The following is a 23246-nucleotide window of genomic DNA, read 5'->3' as shown; positions in this document are numbered from 1 at the left end:
CTTATTTTTGTAGTAGGAAAACGCCGGCAACATTGAGTCGGCGTTTTCCGCAGAAGGCAATCCGTCCTGCAAGGCAGGGGACGGGTGGATCAGGCCGGCTCGGCCTGCGCCGCGCGCACGATGAAGTCCTTGCGCTCATCCAGGTTCGCGGGCAGTTCGGCAACGTTGGTATAGAACTGCTCGTACCACTTGCGCAACTGGTACACCGGGCCGTCGCCGTCGCACAGCAGCGGGTTGTCGACGCGGGTCTTGGTGTGCCAGATCGCCACGTCCTCGTAGAACGCCAGGCGCGCCTGCTCGACATAGGCCTGGGCCATGGCGCGGTTTTCCTCGGCGGACAGCCCCGGCACCTTCTTCACCAGCACGCCGTAGCGCAGGGTGAAGCTGTTCTGGTCGATCGGTACGTGGCAGTTGAGCAGGATCGAATGGATCGGCTGGCCGCCCATGGCACCGGTCATCTCGGTGATCTGGTAGGCCGGGCCGTAATAGGTGGCCACGGTGGTCAGTTCGCTGTCGCCGGACAGGCGGGCGCTGCGGCCGCGCATCACCTGGGTGGCGGTGTGCGCTTCGAAGTGGTTGCTGAACTCGTCGATGGGCGCGCCGTGGACGCTCTTGAAGTGCGCCATGTCGGAGACGTTGTCCACCAGTTCGCGGCAGTTGGTGTCGATCTTGATGTCAGCCACTTCCCATTCGGCCCATGCGTCGTCGTAGCAGGCGTCGATGCGCGGGATCGCCTGGCTGGCGATGGGCGGATTGCCTTCGGGGTCGTTCCAGACGAACAGCAGGTGGTTCTGCTCCATCACCGGCCATGACTTGATCTTCGCCCGCGGCGGGATGCGCTTGGCGTAGGGGATGTCGTCGCACACACCGTCGGCGCCCCAGCGCCATTCGTGGAACGGGCAGCGCAGGCTGTTGCCTTCCACGCAGCCTTCGCTGAGATCAGCGCCCATGTGCGGGCAGTAGCCGTCGAGGATGTTCAGTTGGCCATCCTCGCCCTGGAAGGCCACCAGGCGGGTGCCGAAGACATCCAGGCGGTGGGCCTTGCCGTCGCGGTACTGGCTGGCCAGCCCCAGGCAGTGCCAGCCGCGCGCGTAGCGGTCTTCCACTGGGCGGGCTTCGATTCGGTGCAGCGTGCTCATCTTATTGTTCTCCCATCAGATGCCGCAGGCAGGGGGTGGGTGGCGGCAAGGGCCTGGTTGGGATTCTGCAAGCCAGGGCGGTAACGGCATCGTCTGAATGGACGATGGCCGGGAAACAGGGGATCGATTTACTGCCCGCACAACAACAAGACGCGGGATTTCGCGATGATCCGCATACCCGATGAGATCACCCTCGATGCCGAGCCCATCGATACGGTGATACAGGCCCTGGCGGGGCTCTACCTGCCGTCCGACGCCGAGCGTGGCCTGGGCCTGGCCCAACGGAGTGCCCGTTGATGCGCGCAGTGATCATTCAACGTGTCGGCGGCGCCGAAGTTCTGCAACTGGCCGAGGTCGACACGCCACGCCCTGGCCCCGGCGAAGTGCTGGTGCGGGTGCGCTATGCCGGGGTCAACCCGGCCGACTGGAAATGCCGCGAGGGCTATCTCGCCGGTTTCTTCGAATACCGCTTCCCGTTGGTGCTGGGCTTCGACCTGTCCGGCACGGTCGCCGAGGTGGGCGAGGGCGTGGACGACCTGCCGGTCGGCACCCCGGTGTTCGCCCAGAGCGACATTGGCGCCGGCAAGTGGGGCTCCTACGCGGAATACGCCTGCGTCTCCCGCGCCTCCGTGGTGCGCATGCCGCAGGCGCTGGACTTCGCCGCCGCCGCCGCGGTCCCGACCCCGGCCCTGGCCGCCTGGGCTGGACTGTTCGACGAGGGTGGTCTGCAAGCCGGCCAGCACGTGCTGGTGCACGGCGGCGGCAGTGCGGTGGGCGGTTTCGCCATCCAGCTCGCCCGGCACGCCGGCGCGCGGGTCGCCACCACCTGCAGCGCCGACAACCGTGACTACGTCGCCGCGCTGGGCGCCGAGTGCGCCATCGACTACCGCCGAGACGATATCGGCGCGGTACTGCGGGACTGGTCCGCCGAAGGCGTCGACCTGGTGCTCGACTGCATCGGCGGCGGAAGTCTGCCCGATCCGCTGGGACTGCTGCGCAGGAACGGCATCCTCGTCTCGATTCTCACCCTGGCGCCGGGCGATGCCGCGCCGGACCCGGCCGTGGCCGAGCGCCTGGGTGTACGCATCGCAGTGGCCTACAGCCGCATGCCCAGCGGCGCCACCCTGCAACGGGTAGCCGACCTGCTGGCCAGCGGCGCGCTGCTGCCGCCGCGCCTGGAACAGTTGCCGCTGGCCGACGTGGCCTTGGCCCATACACGCCTGCAGCAGTGCCTGGCCCGGACCAAGCAGGTCCTGCGGGTAACGACGGACTGACCCAAGAGGAATGACCATGAGCGTTCGACAAGGCCAAGTGGCCGTGATCACCGGTGCCGCCAGTGGCATCGGCCGGGGGATGGCGGAACACGCGGCGAAACTGGGCCTGCGCCTGGTGCTGGCCGACCGCGACCAGGCCGGCCTGGACGACCTGGCCGGCGAGCTGCGCGCCAGTGGCTGCGAGGTGCTCGCGCGGGTAACCGACGTGGCCAGCGAGGCTGACCTTGCGGCCCTGCGCGACGCCGCGCTGGCGCAGTTCGGCGGTGTCGACCTGCTGTTCAACAACGCCGGCGTGATGCAGACCGGCGCCAGCTGGGAGCTGAGTGCGGCGCAATGGCAGCGCATGCTCGACATCAATCTGGTGGGCGTGATCAACGGCCTGCGGGTCTTCATGCCGACCCTGCTGGCCCAGGGCCGTCCGGCCCACGTGATCAATACCGCATCGCTCGCCGGCCTGCTCACCAGCCCGTTCCTGGCCGCCTATACGGTGACCAAGCAGGCCCTGGTGGCGCTCTCCGAAGTGCTGCATCACGAAATGGTCGCCCTCGGCTCCCCGGTCGGTGTCTCGGTGCTCTGCCCGGGGCCGGTGGCCAGCCGCATCATGGCCTCCGACCAGGGAGGAGAGGGCGCCGGCGCCGCGCTGGGCGCCGTGCTGGAACAGAGCATCCGCCAGGGCATGCCGGCGGATGAGCTGGCGCAGATCGTGTTCCAGGCGATCGACGAGAAGCGCTTCTGGATCCTGCCGCACCCCGACTTCAAGCCTGCGCTGCAGGCACGCACGCAAAGCATTCTCGACGAGACCAATCCGGTCTTCCTGATGGCCGACGTTTAAAAGGAGTGACCATGGCCCTCGATCCCCATATGCAGGCTCTGCTCGACCAGTTCGCCGGCGCCTTCGCCCTGGACTTCGACACCCTCGATGCCACCACCTACCGCAGCTTCGCCGACCAGGGTCTGGCCGGCGAACCCGTTGCCCTGGCCGACGTGCGCGAACTGCGCCTGGCCGATGACCTGCCGGCGCGGCTGTACCGCCCGAGCGGCGAGGCCGGCCTGCCGCTGCTGGTGTTCTTCCACGGCGGTGGCTTCGTCGCCGGCACCATCGATACCCATGACGACCTGTGCCGTCGCCTGGCCCTGGCCACGGGCGCGGCGGTCGCCTCGGTGAGCTACCGGCTGGCGCCGGAAACCCGCTTCCCGGGGCCGGCGGAAGACTGCTACCGCGCCACCTGCGAGCTGGTGGAGCGCGCCGCCGAACTGGGCGTCGATGCCTCGCGCCTGGCCCTGGCCGGCGACAGCGCCGGCGGCAACCTCTCCATTGCCGCCGCGCGCCTGCTCAACCAGCGCGGCGGGCCGCGCCCGAGCGCGCTGTGCCTGTTCTACCCGGTGACCGACCAGAGCTGCGGCAGCGCCTCCTACCGCGAATTCGCTAAAGGTTACTTCCTCGAAGCCTCGATGATGCATTGGTTCTGGCGCCAGTACCTGGGCCAGTGGCCCGCGCCGCTGGACGTCCTGGCCTCGCCGCTGCACGCCGCCGATCTCGGCAGCCTGCCGCCGACCCTGCTGATGAGCGCCGAATACGACCCGCTGCGCGACGAGGGCGAAGCCTTCGCCGAGCGCGCCCGCGCCGCTGGCGCCGAAGTCGCCCTGGTGCGCGCCGAGGGCATGATCCACGGTTTCGCCAGCTTCGCGCCCTTTGCCCCGCGCGCCGCCGCCTACCTTGCGGAAGCGGCGGCCTGGCTACGCGGCAACCTGGCCTGAGGAGACGAACATGACGCTGGACAGTCCACTGCACCTGATCGAAGCCCTGCGTCGTGGCCAGCCGGTCGTGCTGGTCGACGGCGAGGATGATGGCGGCGACGGCATGCTGCTGCAGGCCGCCGAGTTCATCGACGACGCAGCGCTGAACTTCTTCGCCCGCGAGGCGCGCGGGCTGATCTGCCTGGCGCTGACCGACGAGCGCTGCCAGGAACTCGGTCTGAAGCCGATGACCGACAACCCGCGTGGCGAAGGCAAGGGGTTCATGGTCTCCATCGAGGCCACGCAAGGCATCACCACCGGCATCTCCGCCGCCGATCGCGCACGCACCGTGCAGGTCGCGGTGGACCCGGCCAGCGGCCCGGCGGACCTGGTCAGCCCTGGCCACGTCTTCCCGTTGCGCGCGCTGCCCGGTGGGGTGATGAGCCGTGCTGGCCATGCCGAGGCGGCCTGTGACCTGGCCCGCCTGGCCGGCTTGCAACCGGCGGCGCTGCTCGCCGGGATCCTCGACGAGGAGGGCGAGAACGCCCGTGGCGAAACCCTGCGCGCCTTTGCCCGGCAGCATGACCTGCGCATCGGCGGCATCGCCGAGCTGATCCACCACCGCATTCTCCACGAGGGCACCATCGCCCGCAGCGGCGAATACCGCATCGACACCCGCCATGGCCCGTTCCGCGTATGCGCCTACCACGACGCCTTCAAGGATGTGGTGCACCTGGCGCTGGTGCGCGGCGAGGTGAATCCGGCGCAGCCGGTGCTGGTGCGCGTGCAGGCGGTGGAAACCTTCCGCGACCTGCTGGCCGGCGAGCCGCCGCGCGGGCCGCAGCAATGGAGCCTGGACCGTTCCCTGGCGCGGATCGCCGCCGAAGGCAGCGGCGTGCTGGTCCTGCTGGCGCAGCAGGAAAGCGCCGCCGCCATCCTCGACCAGCTGGCCCACGGGCCGCGCCTGCAGGCGCCGAACTTCCCTCAGCGTACACTCGGCGTCGGCGCGCAGATCCTGCGCGACCTGGGCGTGCACCAGATGCGCCTGATGAGCTTCCCGGCGCCCTACAAGGCCGTGTCCGGCTTCGATCTGGAGGTCGTCGAGTTCGTCCCCTTCACCCCGGCCCAGGAGGCTTGAGATGACCCCGCAAGACGCGCTGGACAAGGTTTTCGCCCCCGCCCACCTGGCCGGCCTGGCCTTGCGTAACCGCGTGATCAAGACCGCCACCTTCGAGGGCATGTGCCAGGGCGGCGTGCCCAGTGACGACCTGGTCGCGCACCATGCGCGCATGGCCCGTGGCGGCGTCGCCCTGAGCACCGTGGCCTACTGCGGGGTATCGCCCGACGGCCTGACCTTCCCCGACCAGATGTGGATGCACGAAGGTGTCTTCGCCAAGCTCAGCGAACTGGCCGGCGCGGTGCACCGGGAGGGCGGGGCGGTGTCGGCACAACTGGCGCACTGCGGCTTCTTCAGCCGCAACCGCCCGCAGAACATCCCGCGTCCGCGCGGCCCCAGCGCCTGCATCAACCAGTACGGGCTGTTCTCCGGCGTACCCTTCGCCGGCGCCATGGGCGATGCGGACATCCGCAAGACCCTGAACGAATACCGCGACGCCGCGGCCTTCGTGAAGCGCGCCGGTTTCGACGCCATCGAAATCCACATGGGCCACGGCTACCTGCTCAGCCAGTTCATCTCGCCGGCCACCAACAAGCGCAGCGATGCCTACGGCGGCAGCCTGGACAACCGTCTGCGCCTGCCGCTGCAAGTGCTGGCGGCGGTGCGCGACGCGGTGGGCGACGACTTCCCGATCCTGGCCAAGCTCAATCTCAGCGACGGCTTCGCCGGGGGCCTGGAGATCGACGAGTCGTGCCGTGCCGCGCAGCGCCTGGCCGAGCATGGCCTCAACGCCCTGGTCATGAGCGGCGGCTTCACCAGCCGTTCGCCGATGTACCTGTTCCGTGGCGAAAGCCCGCTGCAGCAGATGATCCCGCTGGAGACCAACCCGTTGCAGCGCACCGCGATGAAATGGTTCGGCGGCCGCCTGTTTGCCGACTCGCCCTATACCGAGATGTACTTCCTCGAACAGGCCCGACGGGTGCGCCAGGCCACCGACATGCCGCTGGTGTACCTGGGCGGCGTGAGCAGCCGCGACAGCCTGCAGCGCGCCATGAGCGAGGGCTTCGACTTCGTCGCCATGGGCCGCGCACTGCTGCGCGACCCGGACCTGGTACGCAATATCCAGCAGCAGGGCGAGCGCTACGCCAACGGCTGCACGCACTGCAACCAGTGCGTGGCGAGCATGGGGTTGCCCGGTGGTATTCGTTGCGTGCTGAACCGGCCGGAGAGCTTTGCGGGGGTACGCTAAGCCGTCGTCAAAGCGTCAAGAAAAACGGCCTGCACTTTCCGGTGCAGGCCGTTTTCTTTTGCCTTCCCCCGAGGAGCCGGTTCGGCTCCTCGGGGGTGTTGCGCTTAGAAGGCGATACCCAGGCTGAGGTTGCCGCTCAGTCCATGGCTGTCGGAGCCTTGCAGCCCCTGCACGTCGGCGCTGACGCTGACGGCGCCCGCGCGGGCGGTGAGGCCGGCGCCGACCTTGAACAGGTCGCGGTCGTTGAAGGCCGAGACCTGCTCCACGCCGAAGCCCTGGACTGCCCCGTGGCTCTTCACCTCGGGATTGCCGAAGGCGTGCTCGTAACCCAGGTTCAGCCCCGGCTGCAGGCTCCAGTCGCCGACGTGGGACTGGCCGAAGCCCAGGTTCAGGCCGCCGACCAGGCTGGTGACGGTCTTGTCGACGGTGTCGACGTCCAGCGCCAGCTCGCTGCCTTTTTCGGTGAAGCCGTCGAGGCGGACCTGGCTGACGCGTACGCCGAGGGTCGGCTCCAGGGTCAGGTCGCCGTTGTGGGTGCGATAGCCGAGGTTGGCCAGGGCGCTGTACAGGCTGCCCTGGGTGTCGCCCTTGGCGCGGCCCAGGCCGTAGCCGAGGTCGCGGCGGCTGTCGTAGTCGATGTAGCCGGCGTCCAGGCGCAGGTCTGCGTAGGCGCCCTGTTCGAGGCTGTCGAAGGCGTAGCGGCCGCCCAGAGTGATGAAGGTGAGGTCGGCGTCGGCGGAGGCGCCGGAGCTGGCCACGTCGCCGTTGGAGTAGCCGAAGCCGGCGCGGGCGCTGGTCTGGCTGTCGAAGCGGTGGGTCAGGCCGACCAGGGCGCCCTGGCTGTGCTCGTTGCTGCTGGAGGCATGGGACGATCCATCGGTGCCGACGTAGCTGGCCAGCGCGCTCATCCACAGCTGGCTTTCGCCCTCGCGCAGGTCGCGGCCGCTGGCGTAGGGCGCGATGGCGTTGTCAATCAACTGGGTCTGGCGCAGCAGGTAGCTGGCCGAGTCGGCGTGGATCTGCCCGCCGACGCGTTGCTCCAGGCCGCCCAGGCTGCCGGCATCGATGGCCGATTGCAGGTAGTAGTTGTAGGCGCTGTAGCGGCCGGAGAGGTCGCTGTCCTGCAAGGCGGCCAGCAGGCCGGCGCCGGCCGCGGCGTTGCCCGCGAGCCCCGCCTGGCCGGGCAGGCTGCCAAAGCGGACCATCTTGCCGCGCAGTACGTAAATGGTCTCCTGGTCCAGGCCCAGGCCCTCTTTCAGGTAGTTGTCGACCGTGCCGTAGTCCTGGGTGATCTGGTCGAGACCGGCCTGCAGGAAACTTTCTTCCACGCCCAGCAGCGGTGCATAGACGGAGGCCAGTGCCGGTGCATGGGCGCTGAGCTTGGCCAGGGTGGCGCTGATGCTGCCGGCGCTGTAGCTGTTGGTGGCCAGGTAGTCCTGCATGATGGTGGCCGAGTCGACGCCGGCAATGGATTGCAGCATGGCGGCGGTCCAGCCGGTGCGGTCCTTGCCGGAGGTGCAGTGGAAGATCACCGGGTCTTCGGCGCTGGCCAGCTCCATGAAGAGGTCATGGTAGCGCGCACGTTGGCCGGCGTCGGTGACGAAGTCGCGGTTCAGGTCGCGCATCCACTCACGCGCCGCCTCGGGGCTGGTGAGGGGCGGGTTCACCTGTTCGCCGCCGATGATGTTGATGTTCTGGTAGCGGGCTCCGGCGGGGAGGACATCCGGCGCCTGGGCGATTTCGCCGGGGGTGCGCAGGTCGAAGATTTCGCCGATCCCCAGTCCTTCGAGGATCGCCTTGTCATTGCCCTTCAGGGTCAGTGCGTTGGAACGGTAGAACACGCCGGAGCGCATGACGCCGCCATTGGCGGTGACGTCGGCCTGGGTGGTGCCGGCAACGTCGCGGAAGTTGTCCGCACCGACGAGGCGCGGGGTATCCAGCGAGAGGTCAAGGGCAAGGGCGGTGGTGTGCGGCAGGCAGAGCAGGGCAGCAGGGATGAGCAGTCGCTTGGCCACGAGGGATGTTCCTTATCGAGGGGTGGTAGTCATGACGCAGGTGCGATGAGCCCGGGCGGGTCCTGCACGGGAGCGTCATCGTTACTGGCACGCAGAACGCCGCGCCAAAAAAGGAATTCGGGGCGAAAAAAAACCGGCCGCCCCCAAAGGAGGAGCGGCCGGCCCTGTGGCCTTACTGGCCGAGCTTGCGCATGTTCGCAGCGGTGAAGTAGTTGCTGTCGTACTTGACGGTGTTCAGTTGTGGTTGCGGCTGTTCGTTGGACAGGCGGTCGGCCAGGTAGGAGCCGGCGATCAGGTCGTGGAACAGGGCGACACGTGCCTGGTTGACCTGGATGTCATAGGCATAGGTGGTGGTCTGCATGTTGGTGCGCCACAGCTGGCCGCGGTTGTCGTAGTTGTCGGCCAGGGCGGCGGACCAGCTGTCCTCGTCGAGGTAGAGGGTACGCTTGCCGTAGATGTGCCGTGCGCCGGGCTTGAGGGTCGCTTCCACCACCCATACGCGGTGCAGCTCGTAGCGCATGTAGTCCGGGTTGATGTGGTTGGGCGTGAGCAGATCCGAATACTTCACGTTCGGATCGTCGAGCTTGTAGTTGTTGTAGGGGATGTAGATCTCTTTCTTGCCGATCATCTTCCAGTTGTAACGGTCGGTCGCGCCGTTGAACAGGCGGTCTTCGTCGATGACGCGGAAGCCGCCAGCGCCGGTGGGGGTGTCGTAGCCGACGGTGGGCGCGCGGCGAACGCGGCGGGTACCGGGCAGGTACTGCCAGCTCTGGCGCGGATTGGCCATGGGGTCGATGAACTCGTTGCCGCCGATGATCTCGCCCTTGGAGCGCACGGGCTTGAGGGTGGTGAGCATGAAGTGGCTCATGATGCCGCTGGCCGCGGACTGTTCGACCGAGCCATTGGGGTCCGACCAGGGGCAGGAGATCTGGTAGTGGACGGTCTGCGGCGCGGTGTTGCCGTTGGAGTAGATCACCGACTGGTCGTACACCGCTTCCTCGCTCCAGGCGCGGGTCTGCAGGGCGTGGTTCCAGATCAGCTCATTGCCGTTCTTCGGAATCGGGAAAGGGGAGGCGCCGAAGGCACCGGCCACCGCGTTTCCTTCCTGGGTCAGTTCCGCGCTGACGGCGTTGGCCTTGATCCGCTCTTCCGCCTTCTCGCTGTAGCGGAAGTCACGGTGCGACGGGTAGACGGGCATCTTGAAGGTGGTGGGGTAGCGCTTGAACAGCGCGCGCTGGCCGTCGGTCAGGTACTTGGAATACTGCTCCATGTTCTGCGCGGTGATGACGAACAGCGGCTTCTCGTCGGCGTAGGGATCGGGGTAACGGTTGCCCGGCCCTGCGTAGTTCACATGGGGCGGCGCTCCGCGCCATTTGCCCGACCAGGCCGGGATGGTGCCATCTGCGTTGCCGGCTTTCTCGGCGCCCATGGGGGTCAGTTCCGTGCCGAGGCGGGCGGCCTCTTCAGGGCTGACCTTGGCCTGCGCCTGGCCGATCAGGCAAGCGAGTCCGGCGGACAGCAGTAGAGCTGAAAAGTGGGGTTTGCGGTTCATGGGAGGGCTCCTCCTGCTGGGTCAGAAGCTGTATTTCGCGGTCAGCGAAACGTTGTCGCGGTCGGACAGGGCGGTTTCGCTCGGATTGCCGAGGAACACGTTGTAGCGGGCCTCGATGCTGAAGTTGTTCAGGTAGCGCCAGGTGGTGCCGACGCCGAGGCGGTCGTCGCCTTCACCCAGGCCGAAGCTGCCGGGCATCGACGAGCTGCCGTTGACGGCCTGGCTGTAGATGAGCGGAACGCTGAGGTCCCAGCCGTTGAAGATGTTGTTGTAATCAAGGGTGACGTTGAGGGTGTAACCCCAGGCGGACTTGTCGTAGTACAGCTCGCCGGTGTTGGGGGTATTGATCAGCGCGTAGCCGGCGCCGGTGGGCACGAACACGTCGAAGCTCGGTGCCTTGTCGTTGCTCAGCACGCGGTTGTAGCCCACTTCGCCGGTCAGGGTGACGTTGTCGGCGAAGGGCTGGTTGCCATAGGAGTGGATGAAGGACATCAACGCTTCCATGGTCTTGGCGCGCACCGGGTGCGGTACCAGGCCGGTATCCACCAGCACCGGCTGGCCGTCGCGGTAGCTCAGTTCGCCGCTGACGTTGGTCTCGCCCAGCACGGTGGAGAAGCTGGCGCCGTACAGGTCGATGTTGTCGAAGTAACGTACGTTGTACTCGGCCTGGTTCCAGTGGCTGAGGAAGTCCAGCTGCGGCGTCTTGTCGTGGAAGCGCACGTAGTACAGGCCGAACTCGGTGTTGTTCAGTTGCTCGGCGCTGTAGGTCAGCGCCACGCCGAACTGGCCGGAGTCGCTGGGCTTGTCGTCGCCGATGCGGCGGGTCATGCCGAAGGCGTCGCTGTAGCCGCCGCGGTCCATCTGGTCGGTGATCGAGAAATAGCTGCCGACGCCGTCGATCTCGGTCTTTTTCCAGTCGTACTGGTAGTAGGCCTGCACGCCGAGCGCGTCGGTGAGGCTGTACTGGACGAACGCCTGGCCGACCGGCAGGAACAGTTCCTTGATCTCGATGCCCGGGACGTTGGCCTTGGTCGCGTCCACCGGGCTCATCGCGCCGGAGATGCCGAAGCCGTTGAACAGGCTTTCACCCCAGCTCACCACCTGGTTGCCGACGCGCGCGTTGAGGGCGTGTCCGTTCAGGTCCCAGTTGCCATAGCCGTAGGTGTCGAGCATGCGCACGCGGTCGCCGTGCTGGTCGACGGTGTCTTCGGGGAATTCGTCGGCCTTGGAGCAATGACCGGACGCCAGGCAGTTGGAGGTGCCGGTCGTGTTGTCGTTGCTGTGATGGTAGACGTCGTCGTAGAAGCCGGAGGCGCGCGCGAACAGGCCGAAGTCCTCGCGGAACTTGAAGTCGGCCTCGGTGAGGAAGCTGGCGCGGTTGTTGATCAAGCTGCCGCGATCGAAGGCGTTGTTGCCGTCATCGATGTTGGCGATCGCCGGGTTGCTGCCACCGTTGGAGAGCGCGTGGGCGCGCTTCTCGGTACGCCAGGCGAGGCCGTAGCTGACGGTGGTGTTCCAGTTGATCTTGAGGTCGTCGTTTACGTCGAACGACAGTGCCTGGGCCTGGCTGGCCAGGAACAGGCTGGAGGCGCTGATCGCAACGGCAAGGGGCATCGGCTGGAAGGCGATTCTTATTCTTGTCATTTCGTCCTCTGCTCGGGCAGGCACGGTTGTCCAGACCCGGAACTGTGTTGGCGGGAATGTGGCGGGGCTGACTATGTGGTCACCCGGATTCGCCAACATCGTCCGAAGGGACTACGCCAGCGAGACGGTGCCGAGGCCCTTCCGGGCTAGTCCCATCGGACGATGTTCGGGCTCATGGGCTGCGCGAAAAATCGCCGAGGATGCGTGGGTCGGACCCACGCCAGCTCCCGGAGAAAACAGCGCATGAACGCAAGGGCGAGCGGCCAGCGGAGCCGCGAGTGGGACCATGAATGTGACGTACTGGTGGTGGGCAGCGGCGCTGGTGGCATGACCGCCGCCTTGCGTGCCCGCGACCTGGGCATGGACGTATTGGTGGTGGAAAAGAGCGACCGCTACGGCGGCACCTCGGCGGTGTCCGGCGGCGGCATCTGGATTCCCTGCAACCATCGGATCGCCGCCCTCGGTGGCCAGGATTCGGCACAGGAAGCGATTCGTTACATCCGTACCGTGACCCGGGACCTGGTGACCGACGGCCGCATCGAGACCTACGTCGAACACGGCCGGCGCATGGTCGAATACCTGGAGGCCAACAGCCGGGTGCGCTTCGAGGCGCAGCCCGAGTACGCCGACTATTACCCGGAAGTCCCGGGGGGCAAGCTGGGCTTCCGCTCCATGGACCCGCTGCCGTTCGACGCCCGCGAACTGGGCGATGAATTCGCGCGGATGCGCGAGCCGTCGCCGGGCACCCTGATGATGGGGCGCGTCGCCATGACCATGAAGGAAGCGCGCGTGCTGCTCTGCCGCGGGCCCGGCTGGGTCGGGCTGACGATGCGCATCCTGTGGCGCTACTGGCGCGACCTGGGCGGACGCCTGAGCTCGAAGCGCGACCGCTTCCTCACCCTGGGCAACGCCCTGGTCGCCGCGCTGCGCCGTTCGCTGCTCGATCGCCAGGTACCGCTGTGGCTGGAAGCGCCACTGCAGGGCCTGGTGGACGAGGACGGCCGGGTAGTGGGCGCCGAACTGCTGCACAAGGGCCGTCCGCTGCGGGTGCATGCTCGACGTGGGGTGGTCATCGCCGCCGGCGGTTTCGAGCGTAACCAGGCGATGCGCAGCCAGTACCATCCGCAGCCATCGCAAAGCCAGTGGAGCGCGACGCCGCCCTACAACAGCGGCGACGGCATCTGCGCCGGCCAGGCACTGGGCGCGGCCACCGCGCTGATGGAACACGCCTGGTGGGCGCCGACCACCCATGTCGAGGGTGAGGAAAAACAGCGCGCGCTGTTCGTCGAGCGCACCCTGCCGGGTTGCGTGCTGGTGGACTCCGCCGGCCAGCGCTTCGTCAACGAAGCCGCGCCCTACACCGACATCGTCTATGCCATGTACGGGCACAACACCGAACAGGCGCGCAGTGTGCCCTGCTGGATGGTGTTCGACGCCGAGTTCCGCCGCAAATACCCCTGCGGCGCCTTGCTGCCCGGCTATGCGATGCCCGACAGCCGCCTGCCCAAACATCTGCACGGCTACTACCACAAGGCCGACAGCATCGCCGAACTGGCCACCGCCATTGGCGTCGACGGCGCCGGTCTCGCCCGCACCCTGGAGCGTTTCAACCGCCATGCGGCACTGGGCCAGGACCCGGACTTCCACAAGGGCGAGTCGGCCTTCGACCGCTACTACGGTGACCCCACCGTACTGCCCAACCCGTGCCTGGCGCCGCTGCTCAAGGCGCCGTTCTATGCGGTGCAGATCAATGCCGGCGACATCGGCACCAAGGGCGGCCTGCTCACCGACGTGAACGCCCGCGTGCTGCGCGAGGACGGCAGTGCCATCGACGGCCTCTACGCCATCGGCAACTCCGCCGCCTCGATGATGGGTACCACCTATCCCGGCGCGGGCTCCACCATCGGCCCGGCGATGACCTTCGGTTTCCTCGCCGCCGAGCACATCCAGCAACAGGCCGAGCAGACCCGCGCTCGCGCCAGCCAGGAGGCTTCGAACAATGTCTGAACAGACTCCCCGTATCGCCCTGGTCACCGGCGCCAGCCGTGGCGTCGGCAAGGGCATCGCCCAGGCGCTGGGCGCCGCCGGCATGACCGTCTACGTCAGCGGTCGCTCGCTGCAGTCCGGTGCCGCCACGCTGCATGGCCAGGTGATGCACGGCTCCATCCATGAAACCGCCGCGGCCATCGACGCCGCCGGCGGCAAGGGCATCGCCGTGCAGTGCGACCACAGCGACGACGAGCAGGTGCGCGCGCTGTTCCAGCGTATCGAGACGGAGCAGGGGCGCCTGGACCTGCTGGTGAACAACGTCACCTTCATCCACGAGCAGTTGATCGAGCCCGGCCCGTTCTGGGAGAAGCCGCTGGAGATGGTGGACATCCTCGACGTCGGCCTGCGCTCGTCCTACGTCGCCAGCTATTACGCCGCGCCGCTGCTGCTGCGCGCACCGAAGGCGCTGGTGGCCTTTGTCTCCTCGTTCGGCGCCGGCTGCTACATGCACGGCCCGGCCTACGGGGCGCAGAAGGCCGGGGTGGACAAGCTGGCGGCAGACATGGCCATCGACTTCGAGAACAGCGCGGTCGCGGCGGTTTCCCTTTGGCTCGGCCCGCAGCTGACCGAACGCACCGCCATCGCCGGCCAGGCCAAGGCCGAGCAGTACGAGGCCTTCCTGGCGATGGCCGAGACGCCGCAGTTCAACGGCCGGATCATCCGCGCGATGCTGGAGGACCCCAAGCTGACTGAGCTCTCCGGGCAGACCCTGGTCAGCGCGGAACTGGCGCTGCGCTATGGCATCAAGGACAGCGACGACCGCCAGCCGCCGTCCTGGCGCGAGCAGCTCGGCAGCCCGCGCGTGCAGCATCCGGCACGGGTGATGTGAGCCGGTGCGGCGCAGAAGGTAATCCCGTCACCTTCTCCGTTGCTGGCCGACCAGTGCTTTCCATGAAGCACGACAAGAACCGGACCCGATGATCGGGTCCGTTTTTTTTCATGAGGCAGATTCAGGCGATGCGGCGCAGTGCCTTGCGTCCCTTGCCGGTGCGGGTGTGGCGGAACAAGTCCTTGGGATCGTTTTCCTGGTCATCCTCGCCCCAGGGCACCAGATCGATCTTCTGCCCGAGGTTGAGCCGGCTCGCCTGTTCGTTCACGTAGCGCAGCGCGGAGTAGTCCTCCAGGGCGAAGCCGACCGAGTCGAAGATGGTGACCTGCTCGGCGCTGTCGCGCCCCGCCACCTGGCCGGCCAGCACGCGCCAGAGGTCCACCACTGGGAAGTCCGCCGGCATCTGCTGGATCTCGCCCTCGACCCGCGACTGCGGCTCGTACTCGACGAACACCTTGCCGGCCCGCAGCACGTCGGCATGCAGCTCGGTCTTGCCCGGGCAGTCGCCGCCCACGCCATTGATGTGCATGCCGGGCTCGATCATCTCCGGAGTCAGGATGGTCGCGTAGGTCTTGTCCGCGGTCACCGTGGTGACGATGTCGGCGCCACGCACGGCTTCGGCGGTGGAGCTGGCGCGGATGATCTTCAGGTTCGGGAATTCGGCCAGGTTGCGGATCAGCTTTTCGGTCGCCAGCGGGTCGATGTCATAGACGGCGATTTCCTCGATGCCCAGGTGGAAATGGAAGGCCAGCGCCTGGAACTCGCTCTGCGCGCCGTTGCCGATCAATGCCATGCGCCGCGAGTTCGGCCGCGCCAGTGCGCGGGCGGCCATCAGCGAGGTGGCGCAGGTGCGCAGGGCGGTGGCCACGGTCAGCTCGGAGAGCAGCACCGGGTAGCCGGTCTCGACGTCGGCCAGCACGCCGAAGGCCATGACGGTGTAGAGCCCGCGCTGGGTGTTCTGCGGGTGGCCGTTGACGTACTTGAAGGCGTAGCGCACGGGGTCGGACACTGGCATCAGTTCGATGACGCCGATGTCGGAGTGGTTGGCGACCCGCGCCGATTTATCGAAGGATTCCCACCGTACGAAATCCTGCTGGATGGTGTCGGCCAGCTCGCCGATGAAGCGTGCGACTCCGATTTCCTGCACCAGTTGAGACATCGTGGGGACGTCGACGAAGCGAGTCATGGCGGGACCTCCAGCTAATTTGATTGGTATTGGAATTTCAGCTTGATATCCCGAACGCCAATGCTCGCCAGGTCCATTCGACAGGTGTTTTGCGGTCGGCCGGAGAGGGCCATTGTTCGTGTGGGATAGCGCCATTCTCCCACCCGGCCTGGAGAAATCCCGGCTGTAATGCCGGGGTGCGCCGACCGATCCGGCTGTATTGAGTCCTTTGGACAGCCGATTCTGCTGTGAAGGAAACGCCCTGCAGGCGGGCGTTTTTTCGGCCGGGAGCAGGGCGGAGCGAGGAGGTGTGGCGCTTAGCTGGCCGACTCTTTGATGGTGGTCAGTTCGGGGTGGGCGACGAGCTTGTCGATGTGCAAGCTTTCGTCGTTCAGCCAGGTCTCGGTGAGCGCGCGGTAGTGCTCCATGTCCCGGCAGCGCATGCGTACGCTGTAGTCGAAGGTGCCGCTGATCAGTTGGCAGTGCAGCACTTCCGGGCAGGCGATGACACAGGCCTCGAAGGCCTTCTGCGCGGTGCGCCCGCTCTGGTTCGACAGGGCGACCAGCACCAGCAGCGACAGGCCCGAGGCGATTTTCTGTTCATCGATGACGGCGCCGTAGCCGCGGATGATCCCGTGCTTCTCCAGCTTGCGCACGCGCTCCTGGCAGGGACGCGGCGTGAGGTGGACCAGGGACGAGAGCTTGCCGTAGGTGATGCGGCCCTGGTGGCGGAGGATCCTGATGATCTCTTCGTCGATGCGATCCAGGGTGAATGACGACGAGGTGTCCTGTTCCTTCGTGCTCATGGTTTCTGTTCTGACTAAGCGGAAAGGGCCGCCGGACGCGCTTCATCGAATGGCGCCCGGCAGCCCTTGCCTTTATGGGGTAACGCTCCGTCGTCTGTCAAAGACCGCCATCAACTTCACGGCGGCACAGGCGCGATCAGATCCCCCGGGCCAGCTCGGTGCCGTTGCCGCGCCGGTTCAGGACGACCAGATACACCAGGCCGAGTGCGATCCAGCCGATCCCCAGGGACTGGGCTTCGAAGCTCATGCTCACCAGCACGTAGGCGATGATCACCAGGCCGATCAGCGGGAAGACCAGGTGCTTGAGCACCTGCCCGGACTTCTGGCGGATGAAGTAGTGGTTGATCACCGCGACATGCAGCAGGCAGAAGCCGGTCAGCGCGCCGAAGTTGACCAGGGAGGTGAGCACATCGGGGCTGTCGAGGAAGTAGATGCCGATGCCCAGGGACAGCACGCCGACCAGGTAGAGGCTGATGTGCGGGGTCTGGTATTTCGGGTGGACCTTGGCCAGCACGCGCGGCAGCTTGCCGTCACGGGCCATCGAGTAGAGCAGGCGGGAGACGGCGGCCTGGGAGGTGATCGACACGGTCACGCCCCAGGCCAGCGCGGTGGATACGGCGGTCAGGGTGGACAGCCAGCTGCCGCCGGCCGCTTCGGCGATTTCATAGAAGGCGGTATCCGCCGACTTGAACGTCATGCCGGCGGCCAGGTCGGTGGCCAGCCAGGTCTGCACGATGAAGATGCCGCCCATGACGAACAGCGCGATCAGCGAGGCGCGGCCGATCTGCTTCGCCGGGTCGCCCTTGACCTCTTCGGCGAGGGTGGAGATCGCGTCGAAGCCCAAGAAGGACAGCACCGCGATGGACACCGCCTTCATCACCAGCCCGAGGTTGAAATGCTCCGGTTGCAGCAGTGGCTCCATCGTCAGGCGACCGTTGCCCAACCCGCCTTGCAGTGCCTGGTAACCCACGATCAGGAAGATGGCCAGCACCACCAGCTCGGCGATCAAGAACAGCAGGTTGAAGCGCGCCGCCAGGGTGATGCCGCGCAGGTTGATGAGGGTGGCGGACACCAGGAAGATCAGCATGAACACCAGCTTGGGGATCGCCGGGAACAGGTGGTTCAACGCCAGGGCGCTGAACACGTAGAGCAGTGGTGGGATCAGCAGGTAGTCGAGCAGCAGCACCCAGCCGGCGATGAAGCCGACGTTGGGGTGGATGCCGCGCTGGGCGTAGGAGTACACGGAACCGGCGATGGGGAAGGCGCGGGCCATGGCGCCATAGCTGAGCGCGGTGAAGAGCATCGCCACCATGCCCACCAGGTAGGCCATGGGGACCATGCCATGGGCGTCCGCGTGGACCCAGCCGTAAACGCCGAAGGGCGCGATGGGGATCATGAAGATCATCCCGTAGATCACCAGGTCGCTGAGGGTGAGACTACGACGGAGTTGTTGCTTGTATCCGAACTGTTCGATAGCCACGGGGCACTTCCTCTGGGAACGGCAGCTTTAAGGTTTCGGCGCTGTATGCGCTGAATTGTTGTTGTTTTCAGAACCTGCCCGGCCGGTCGAACATGGCCGGCCGGGTAGGGTCCTCAGAGCCAGGGAGCCAGGCGTTCCGCCCAGGTCTCCACCCCTTGCGGGGTCCGCAGTCCGTCATTGCGGATTTCGATCAGCACGGCGTCCAGGCCGCGTTCGTCGCCATGTACCGGGACGGTCATGTCCTCCAGTGGGTCGATGACATAGGGTTGGTTGGAGCCGATTTCCTCGCCGCTCTGGCGCAGCCCGCCGATGATGCGGTTGGCGTAGGCGTCGGCCTTGCCGAAGAGCACGCCGGCGACCCAGGGGCGGGTCTCGCCGCGGTAGCTCGGTGTGAAGCTGTGCACCCCGACCAGCCTCGGCGCACGTTGCGCCTTGATACGCCCGTCGATCAGCTCGCTGAGCTGCCGGTGGAAGGGCTCGAAGATGCTCGACACCCGTTCCTGCCGGGCCGCGGCCGTGAGGCCGCGGTTGCCGGGGATCGGGTAGATCTCGCTGTGCTCGGGGATGGCGTCGGGCGCGGCCAGCGGCCGGTTCAGGTCGATCAGCAGGCGCGAGTAATTGGCCACCAGCAGCGTGGCGTCGAGGCGCGCCGAGAGCGCCTCGGCCAGGGCCAGTGCGCCGATGTCCCAGGCGATGTGCTCGTGGGCCGCCGCGTCGTCCAGGCCCAACTGGCCCAGCGCCTCGGGGATGTAGCGGCTCGCGTGTTCGCAAACCAGCAGCACGGGGCTCCTGCCCTGCGGATTGACGATCCGGAACGGCGGGTGCTGGTAGAGGCCGGATTCAGTAGAACTTTGCATAGGATTCACAGAGTTGTTCTTCGCTGAGGTCGCAGGTCAGGGTCAGCTCCTGCCGCTTCATGGAGAAGTAGGTTTCCAGCAGGGCCGGAGGCAGCTCGTTGCACAGCTCGCCATCCTCCATCAGCAGTCGCTGGGCTTCGCCGAGCGAACCCGGCAGGGCCTTTATGCCCAGTTTTTCGCGGTCCGTAGCGCTGAGGCCGTGCGGGTCCACATCGGTCACCGCCGACAGCGGCAACTCCTGCTCGATGCCCAGGCGCCCGGCGATCAGTACGGCGGCCATGGCCAGGTGCGGGCTCGCGGTGGCATCCATCGGGCGGAATTCGAGGTTGAACTGGCGCGCTTTCGGCTTGCCGCCGATGTCCACGACCGGGCAGATGCGCAGCGCCGCTTCGCGGTTGCGCAGGCCCAGGCAGGCGTAGGCGGCGCTCCAGTGGTGCGGTTTCAGCCGCAGATAGGAGACGGCCGTCGGCGCGGTGAGGGCGCAGAGTGCGGGCAGGTGGCGCAGCACACCGGCCGCCCAGTGTTCGGCGAGCCTGGACAGGTTGGTGGCGCTGGCCTCGTCATAGAACACCGGGGTGCCATCCAGGCGTTGCAGGCTCAGGTGCAGGTGCACGCCATTGGTCACCGCGCCGGGGGCGAGCAGGGGAGTGAAAGTGCTGCGCCAGCCGAACTGCCGGGCGATCTCGCGGGTCACTTCGCGCACGTTCACGGCGCGGTCCGCCGCCGCGACACCCTGGGTGGGGCGGCAGGTGACTTCATACTGGTTGCGGCCGTACTCGGGCAGGAACATTTCCGGCTCCGCGCCGATCTGCTCCAGCGCCCTCATCAGCCAGCCGCCGAAGTTGCCGGTCTGGCGCTGGGCCTGCAGGGAGAAGGCAGCGGCGTGCTCGTCCGGCAGGCCGAGCAGGTTGAACTCATGCTCGAAGGCCGCAGTGACCTGCAGATCGAGTTGGCGATAGCGCGCGATCTCATTGCGCAGCAGAGTGCGCGGGCACACCGACCAGGGCGAACCGTCGGTCAGCACCAGGTCGCCATGCAGGTAGTCCAGCGGCGCCGCCTGTTGATCGGGGCCGCTTTCCAGGCGCACCCGGCTATCCGGGTCGGGAAGCAGGCGCAGGTCGCCGTGGCTGCCCCAGGGGTTGTCCTCGGCGATGATGTCCTGGGGCGTCAGCGCGCTGTTGGCGGGCACCCAGCCGCAGCCGGTGGCCAGCTGATCGGCGACGTCGGATTCGGGAAGCGAGCGGCCGCGGGTGATGCCGCAGAGGTCGGTGGTAACGAAACTGGTCAGACGCATCGGCGTGCCGGGATTCTTATTGTTGTGGCTCATGGCGTTCTCCTGGCTTCAGGCCAGCGCGGCGATTCGTGCGAGCACGGTGTCGGTGTCGGCGATCCAGCAATAGCCCTTGATCGCATCCAGGCAGGCCTGGTGGCGCTCGGGGGTATGGGTGGCGCAAGCGTCTTCCACCAGGGTGACCAGATAGCCGCGGTCGGCGGCATCGCGCACGGCCATGTCGACGCACTGGTCGGTGACTACGCCGCAGACGATCAGGTGGCGGGTGTTCAGGTTGCGCAGCACGTAGTCGATCGCGGTGGAGTTGAAGACGCCCGAGGACGTCTTGGGCAGGACGATTTCGTTTTCTGCAGGCGCCAGGGCGTCGATGACCTGGGCGTCGGGGCTGCCCTTGGGCAGGTGCATGTCGGACAGCTTGTGGTCCAGCGAGCGGTCACGCCCATCGGCGGTGAGGCTTTCGATGATGGTGTGCAGGACTTCGCCGCCCACCTCGCGCATCGCGGCCAGCAGGCGCTGCTGGTTCGGCACCACGGTCGCCTCGACGCGATCGTAGAAGTAGCGGTGTGTCTGCGGATCGACATGAGCGTCGCGGCCGGGGATTACCCAGGCGTTCTGCATATCGACGAACAGAATGGCGGTCTGGCCCGGTGTGTACGGCAGGTCGCGGGGCGATTGGTGGGGCAGGCTGAACACGGTTATTCCTCCAGGATGTGGCTGCCGAAGGCAGCACGCAGGTGATCGATGCCTTCGAGGCGTTCATCGAGGTGGCCGTCCATGCGCGCCACCAGGCTGGCAATCAGTGCTTCGACCTGGGCCATGGCGGGCACCAGGGTGTCGAAGGGCGAGGGCGACTCCACCGGTGCGCTGACGATCAGGTCGGCGAACTCGCGCAGCGGCGAGTCGTACACGTCGGTGAACAGCACCACACGTGCGCCGCGCGCCTTCGCGGCCTTGGCCACGCCCAGTGCCTGGGCCTGGTAGCGGCGGTAGTCGAACACCACCACCAGTACCTGGCGGTCGATGTCGTTGAGTTGATCGGGCAGCGCGGCGCCATCGTCCAGCAGCAGGCAGCCGCTGCGCAGCATGCGCAGGTGCGCCACCAGGTAACCGGCGAGGAAGCGGCTGAAGCGGCCGCCATGGCAGAACACGCGGGTGCGCGTATCGAGCAGCCAGTCGCCGAGCAGGCGGATGTCATCGGCCTGGGTCAGCGCCAGGGTGCGCTGGATGCCTTCGCTGGCGTCGCTGAGGAAGTTCGACCAGGCGTCGTTGTTGCTCATCCCCTCGCGGCGTCCGGCGAGCAGGGTGCGTGGCGAGCGCAGGCGGTCATCCACTTCCGCCATCAGCGCATTCTGGAAATCGCTGTAGCCGGCGAAGCCCAGTTTCTTCACCAGCCGCAGGATCGTCGGGTCGCTCACGCCGGCCTGGCGGGCCAGGCGCGACATCGGCCCCAGGCCCAGGCGCGGGTAGTCGTCGAGCAGGGCGCGCAGCACCTTGCGCTCGGCTTTGGTGAGGTCGACTTCGGGGGAGTTCAGGCGGTCTTTGAGTGTGAGCATGGCGACGTCCCTTGGTGTGCTCTATTTGTATAATGCACTTCATAAATTGGCAATACGTTATTTTTGTAGTGTTCACTACATTATGGTGGAAGTGTTATGCGTCCCGGTGAGGCGGGCTGGCTCGGGGGAGAGTTGAACGTAGGGCGTATAACGCTCCGCGTTATACGCCGATTGGCCTTCGACTCCGATTTGCTCGGAGTCGAGCCTGGCACCGGGATTGCCCCAGGTCCGACGGCGAAGTTGGCGATGGGAGGGGGGATCGGCGTACAACCGCGAACGGTTGTACGCCCTACGTTTCCGCCGACGGCGTCAGGCGTGCGCCAGGGCGTAATCCAGCGCCGCGCAGACGGCGGCGATCTGCGCCTCATTGCACTGTTGGGGGCTGGTGCGCGGGCTGTCCGGGTAGACCTCGGTGGTGGTGGTGTAACGCGCACCGGTGACGCCGGCGCACAGTCCGTACTCCGCCAGCGGGTATTCGATCACGCCACGCGCGACCACCGGCGAGCCGATGATCTCGCCCTTGTCGTCCGGCGGCGCGATGTGGGTCACCCGCTCGACCGCGGCGATGATCGCCTGCTGAAACGCCGGTTGCGGGTTCTCGCGGTCATCGACCAGGTAGAAACCATCCGGAACCAACTCCGGTTCGTACACCTTGCCATCGCGTGCGGCCAGTGCCGGGCTGAACTCGCTGGCATCGCTGTCGGTGGTCTCATGCAGGTCGATGTGCAGCAGGAACTGGCCGCGCAGCGGGGCCACCAGTTCGATCAATGTGGTCGACTCATGCGCAGGACCATCGGCGCGGAAGTTTCTGTTCGGGTCGATGGCGTCGTGGTTCCAGCGGTTGATGCGCTCGTAGCCCCAGGGGCTCACGCAGGGCGCCACCAGCAGGTTGACCTTGCCGGCGTACTCGGCGGCGCGTTCTTCCAGGAACCCCAGCGCGCCCGTCACGCCGCTGGTTTCGTAGCCGTGCACACCACCGGTAACCAGGGCCGCGGGCAGCGCGGCGTTCCAGTCACGGTTGCGCAGGGCGTACAGGGTGTAGCGCTCGCCGGCATAGTCGAGCCGGCCATAGGCCACCTTCTCGAAGCGCTCGGAGAGTGCCTCGATGCGCGGCAGCACGTCTTCGTCATAACGGCGCTGGCGCGACTGGAGTGCGCGCCACTGGGTGCGCTCGGTTTCGCCCCAGGGTTGGCCAGGGGTTCCCACGGGATAGAAGGCGGCGGTCGTCATCGGACTCTCACAGGCTGGGAAAACAGGAGCGTCACTCTAGCACCGGCGTCGCCGGAACGATTCCATGGCATTTGTCGGAGCCGCATGGTCGCCGGAAACGTAGGGCGTATAACGCTCCGCGTTATACGCCGATTGACCCTGGTTGCCGGTCTGCTCGGAGTTGGGCCTGGCTGGTGATTGCCCCAGGTTCGATCACGAAGTTGACGATGGGATGGGGGTGGCGGCGTACAACCGCGAACGGTTGTACGCCCTACGTGCA

Annotated in this window: 20 protein-coding genes; 8 read left to right on the top strand and 12 right to left on the bottom strand. The window is 66.8% G+C overall.

Annotated elements, in window-relative coordinates; genetic code table 11:
* Nucleotides 1-89: 89 nt before the first annotated feature.
* Nucleotides 90-1139 carry a Rieske 2Fe-2S domain-containing protein gene (locus O6P39_RS15830; RefSeq protein WP_275607457.1) on the bottom strand — a complete coding sequence of 350 codons (1050 nt, stop codon included), beginning with the start codon at nucleotides 1137-1139 and terminating at the stop codon, nucleotides 90-92.
* A 165-nt stretch (nucleotides 1140-1304) separates the two neighbouring features.
* On the opposite strand from O6P39_RS15830, the gene O6P39_RS15825 reads away from it, so the two are divergent.
* From O6P39_RS15825 to O6P39_RS15800, 6 genes are read left to right on the top strand one after another with little or no spacing between them, the layout of a single operon-like run.
* Complete coding sequence (locus O6P39_RS15825; protein WP_275607456.1) at nucleotides 1305-1436, top strand: hypothetical protein; 132 nt, start codon at nucleotides 1305-1307, stop codon at nucleotides 1434-1436.
* Nucleotides 1436-2413, top strand: coding sequence for an NADP-dependent oxidoreductase (locus O6P39_RS15820; RefSeq protein WP_275607455.1), 978 nt, complete (start codon nucleotides 1436-1438; stop codon nucleotides 2411-2413). Before O6P39_RS15825 ends, O6P39_RS15820 begins: the two co-directional genes overlap by 1 nt.
* Nucleotides 2414-2429: 16 nt before the next feature.
* Nucleotides 2430-3245, top strand: a complete 816-nt coding sequence (locus O6P39_RS15815) for an SDR family NAD(P)-dependent oxidoreductase (RefSeq protein ID WP_275607454.1) — start codon at nucleotides 2430-2432, stop codon at nucleotides 3243-3245.
* 11 nt (nucleotides 3246-3256) lie between these two features.
* A complete protein-coding gene (locus O6P39_RS15810) occupies nucleotides 3257-4171 on the top strand; it encodes an alpha/beta hydrolase (protein ID WP_275607453.1) in 915 nt (304 codons plus the stop codon).
* 10 nt (nucleotides 4172-4181) lie between these two features.
* Nucleotides 4182-5288 carry a 3,4-dihydroxy-2-butanone-4-phosphate synthase gene (locus O6P39_RS15805; protein WP_275607452.1) on the top strand — a complete coding sequence of 369 codons (1107 nt, stop codon included), beginning with the start codon at nucleotides 4182-4184 and terminating at the stop codon, nucleotides 5286-5288.
* A gap of 1 nt (nucleotide 5289) precedes the next feature.
* Entirely contained in the window at nucleotides 5290-6516 is a 1227-nt protein-coding gene (locus O6P39_RS15800) for an NADH:flavin oxidoreductase (RefSeq protein WP_275607451.1), read from the top strand.
* Nucleotides 6517-6620: 104 nt separating this feature from the next.
* Here the strand turns inward: O6P39_RS15800 and O6P39_RS15795 are convergent, their stop codons facing one another.
* The 3 genes from O6P39_RS15795 to O6P39_RS15785 all read right to left on the bottom strand — a co-directional run bounded on the left by O6P39_RS15795 (nucleotide 6621) and on the right by O6P39_RS15785 (nucleotide 11727).
* Complete coding sequence (locus O6P39_RS15795; protein WP_275607450.1) at nucleotides 6621-8531, bottom strand: tyrosine-protein phosphatase; 1911 nt, start codon at nucleotides 8529-8531, stop codon at nucleotides 6621-6623.
* Between the two features lie 172 nt (nucleotides 8532-8703).
* Entirely contained in the window at nucleotides 8704-10083 is a 1380-nt protein-coding gene (locus tag O6P39_RS15790) for a DUF1329 domain-containing protein (RefSeq protein WP_275607449.1), read from the bottom strand.
* A gap of 21 nt (nucleotides 10084-10104) precedes the next feature.
* Entirely contained in the window at nucleotides 10105-11727 is a 1623-nt protein-coding gene (locus O6P39_RS15785; protein ID WP_275607448.1) for a DUF1302 domain-containing protein, read from the bottom strand.
* A 243-nt stretch (nucleotides 11728-11970) separates the two neighbouring features.
* Here O6P39_RS15785 and O6P39_RS15780 point away from each other — a divergent pair, with 243 nt between their 5' ends.
* Nucleotides 11971-13734 carry an FAD-dependent oxidoreductase gene (locus tag O6P39_RS15780; RefSeq protein ID WP_275607447.1) on the top strand — a complete coding sequence of 588 codons (1764 nt, stop codon included), beginning with the start codon at nucleotides 11971-11973 and terminating at the stop codon, nucleotides 13732-13734.
* Nucleotides 13727-14605, top strand: coding sequence for an SDR family NAD(P)-dependent oxidoreductase (locus O6P39_RS15775; protein WP_275607446.1), 879 nt, complete (start codon nucleotides 13727-13729; stop codon nucleotides 14603-14605). Before O6P39_RS15780 ends, O6P39_RS15775 begins: the two co-directional genes overlap by 8 nt.
* 121 nt (nucleotides 14606-14726) lie before the next feature.
* Here the strand turns inward: O6P39_RS15775 and O6P39_RS15770 are convergent, their stop codons facing one another.
* The 8 genes from O6P39_RS15770 to O6P39_RS15735 form a co-directional block, all read right to left on the bottom strand.
* Nucleotides 14727-15791 (bottom strand): ornithine cyclodeaminase, encoded by a 1065-nt coding sequence (locus O6P39_RS15770; RefSeq protein WP_275607445.1) that lies wholly within the window; start codon nucleotides 15789-15791, stop codon nucleotides 14727-14729.
* Nucleotides 15792-16087: 296 nt separating this feature from the next.
* A complete protein-coding gene (locus tag O6P39_RS15765; RefSeq protein ID WP_275607444.1) occupies nucleotides 16088-16576 on the bottom strand; it encodes an Lrp/AsnC family transcriptional regulator in 489 nt (162 codons plus the stop codon).
* A gap of 136 nt (nucleotides 16577-16712) precedes the next feature.
* Nucleotides 16713-18056: an APC family permease gene (locus tag O6P39_RS15760; protein ID WP_275607443.1), complete on the bottom strand. Its 1344-nt coding sequence runs from the start codon at nucleotides 18054-18056 to the stop codon at nucleotides 16713-16715.
* 113 nt (nucleotides 18057-18169) lie between these two features.
* The gene (locus O6P39_RS15755; RefSeq protein ID WP_275607442.1) at nucleotides 18170-18913 is read right to left on the bottom strand and encodes an N-formylglutamate amidohydrolase; all 744 of its coding nucleotides are present in this window, start codon (nucleotides 18911-18913) and stop codon (nucleotides 18170-18172) included.
* Nucleotides 18897-20240, bottom strand: coding sequence for a glutamine synthetase family protein (locus O6P39_RS15750; RefSeq protein WP_275607441.1), 1344 nt, complete (start codon nucleotides 20238-20240; stop codon nucleotides 18897-18899). Before O6P39_RS15750 ends, O6P39_RS15755 begins: the two co-directional genes overlap by 17 nt.
* Nucleotides 20241-20255: 15 nt before the next feature.
* On the bottom strand, nucleotides 20256-20897 hold the full coding sequence (locus O6P39_RS15745; RefSeq protein WP_275607440.1) for an isochorismatase family cysteine hydrolase: 642 nt from the start codon (nucleotides 20895-20897) through the stop codon (nucleotides 20256-20258).
* Between the two features lie 2 nt (nucleotides 20898-20899).
* Nucleotides 20900-21757 (bottom strand): MurR/RpiR family transcriptional regulator, encoded by an 858-nt coding sequence (locus tag O6P39_RS15740; RefSeq protein WP_275607439.1) that lies wholly within the window; start codon nucleotides 21755-21757, stop codon nucleotides 20900-20902.
* Nucleotides 21758-22066: 309 nt separating this feature from the next.
* Nucleotides 22067-22987 carry a M14 family metallocarboxypeptidase gene (locus tag O6P39_RS15735; protein ID WP_275607438.1) on the bottom strand — a complete coding sequence of 307 codons (921 nt, stop codon included), beginning with the start codon at nucleotides 22985-22987 and terminating at the stop codon, nucleotides 22067-22069.
* Nucleotides 22988-23246: the final 259 nt, after the last annotated feature.

The sequence above is a fragment of the Pseudomonas sp. PSE14 genome, from assembly GCF_029203285.1.
Taxonomy (GTDB): domain Bacteria; phylum Pseudomonadota; class Gammaproteobacteria; order Pseudomonadales; family Pseudomonadaceae; genus Pseudomonas.
Note: the sequence above shows the minus strand (reverse complement) of the source record. Positions and strands in the feature narration are given on the sequence as shown.

Bases quoted from the DNA above. Each gene is read 5' to 3' on its own strand.
- O6P39_RS15800 (WP_275607451.1), top strand. From the start codon at position 5,290: ATGACCCCGCAAGACGCGCTGGACAAGGTTTTCGCCCCCGCCCACCTG.
- O6P39_RS15750 (WP_275607441.1), bottom strand. From the start codon at position 20,240: ATGAGCCACAACAATAAGAATCCCGGCACGCCGATGCGTCTGACCAGT.
- O6P39_RS15790 (WP_275607449.1), bottom strand. From the start codon at position 10,083: ATGAACCGCAAACCCCACTTTTCAGCTCTACTGCTGTCCGCCGGACTC.
- O6P39_RS15780 (WP_275607447.1), top strand. From the start codon at position 11,971: ATGAACGCAAGGGCGAGCGGCCAGCGGAGCCGCGAGTGGGACCATGAA.
- O6P39_RS15810 (WP_275607453.1), top strand. From the start codon at position 3,257: ATGGCCCTCGATCCCCATATGCAGGCTCTGCTCGACCAGTTCGCCGGC.
- O6P39_RS15740 (WP_275607439.1), bottom strand. From the start codon at position 21,757: ATGCTCACACTCAAAGACCGCCTGAACTCCCCCGAAGTCGACCTCACC.
- O6P39_RS15765 (WP_275607444.1), bottom strand. From the start codon at position 16,576: ATGAGCACGAAGGAACAGGACACCTCGTCGTCATTCACCCTGGATCGC.
- O6P39_RS15775 (WP_275607446.1), top strand. From the start codon at position 13,727: ATGTCTGAACAGACTCCCCGTATCGCCCTGGTCACCGGCGCCAGCCGT.
- O6P39_RS15820 (WP_275607455.1), top strand. From the start codon at position 1,436: ATGCGCGCAGTGATCATTCAACGTGTCGGCGGCGCCGAAGTTCTGCAA.
- O6P39_RS15825 (WP_275607456.1), top strand. From the start codon at position 1,305: ATGATCCGCATACCCGATGAGATCACCCTCGATGCCGAGCCCATCGAT.
- O6P39_RS15770 (WP_275607445.1), bottom strand. From the start codon at position 15,791: ATGACTCGCTTCGTCGACGTCCCCACGATGTCTCAACTGGTGCAGGAA.
- O6P39_RS15830 (WP_275607457.1), bottom strand. From the start codon at position 1,139: ATGAGCACGCTGCACCGAATCGAAGCCCGCCCAGTGGAAGACCGCTAC.
- O6P39_RS15755 (WP_275607442.1), bottom strand. From the start codon at position 18,913: ATGCAAAGTTCTACTGAATCCGGCCTCTACCAGCACCCGCCGTTCCGG.
- O6P39_RS15735 (WP_275607438.1), bottom strand. From the start codon at position 22,987: ATGACGACCGCCGCCTTCTATCCCGTGGGAACCCCTGGCCAACCCTGG.
- O6P39_RS15785 (WP_275607448.1), bottom strand. From the start codon at position 11,727: ATGACAAGAATAAGAATCGCCTTCCAGCCGATGCCCCTTGCCGTTGCG.
- O6P39_RS15815 (WP_275607454.1), top strand. From the start codon at position 2,430: ATGAGCGTTCGACAAGGCCAAGTGGCCGTGATCACCGGTGCCGCCAGT.
- O6P39_RS15805 (WP_275607452.1), top strand. From the start codon at position 4,182: ATGACGCTGGACAGTCCACTGCACCTGATCGAAGCCCTGCGTCGTGGC.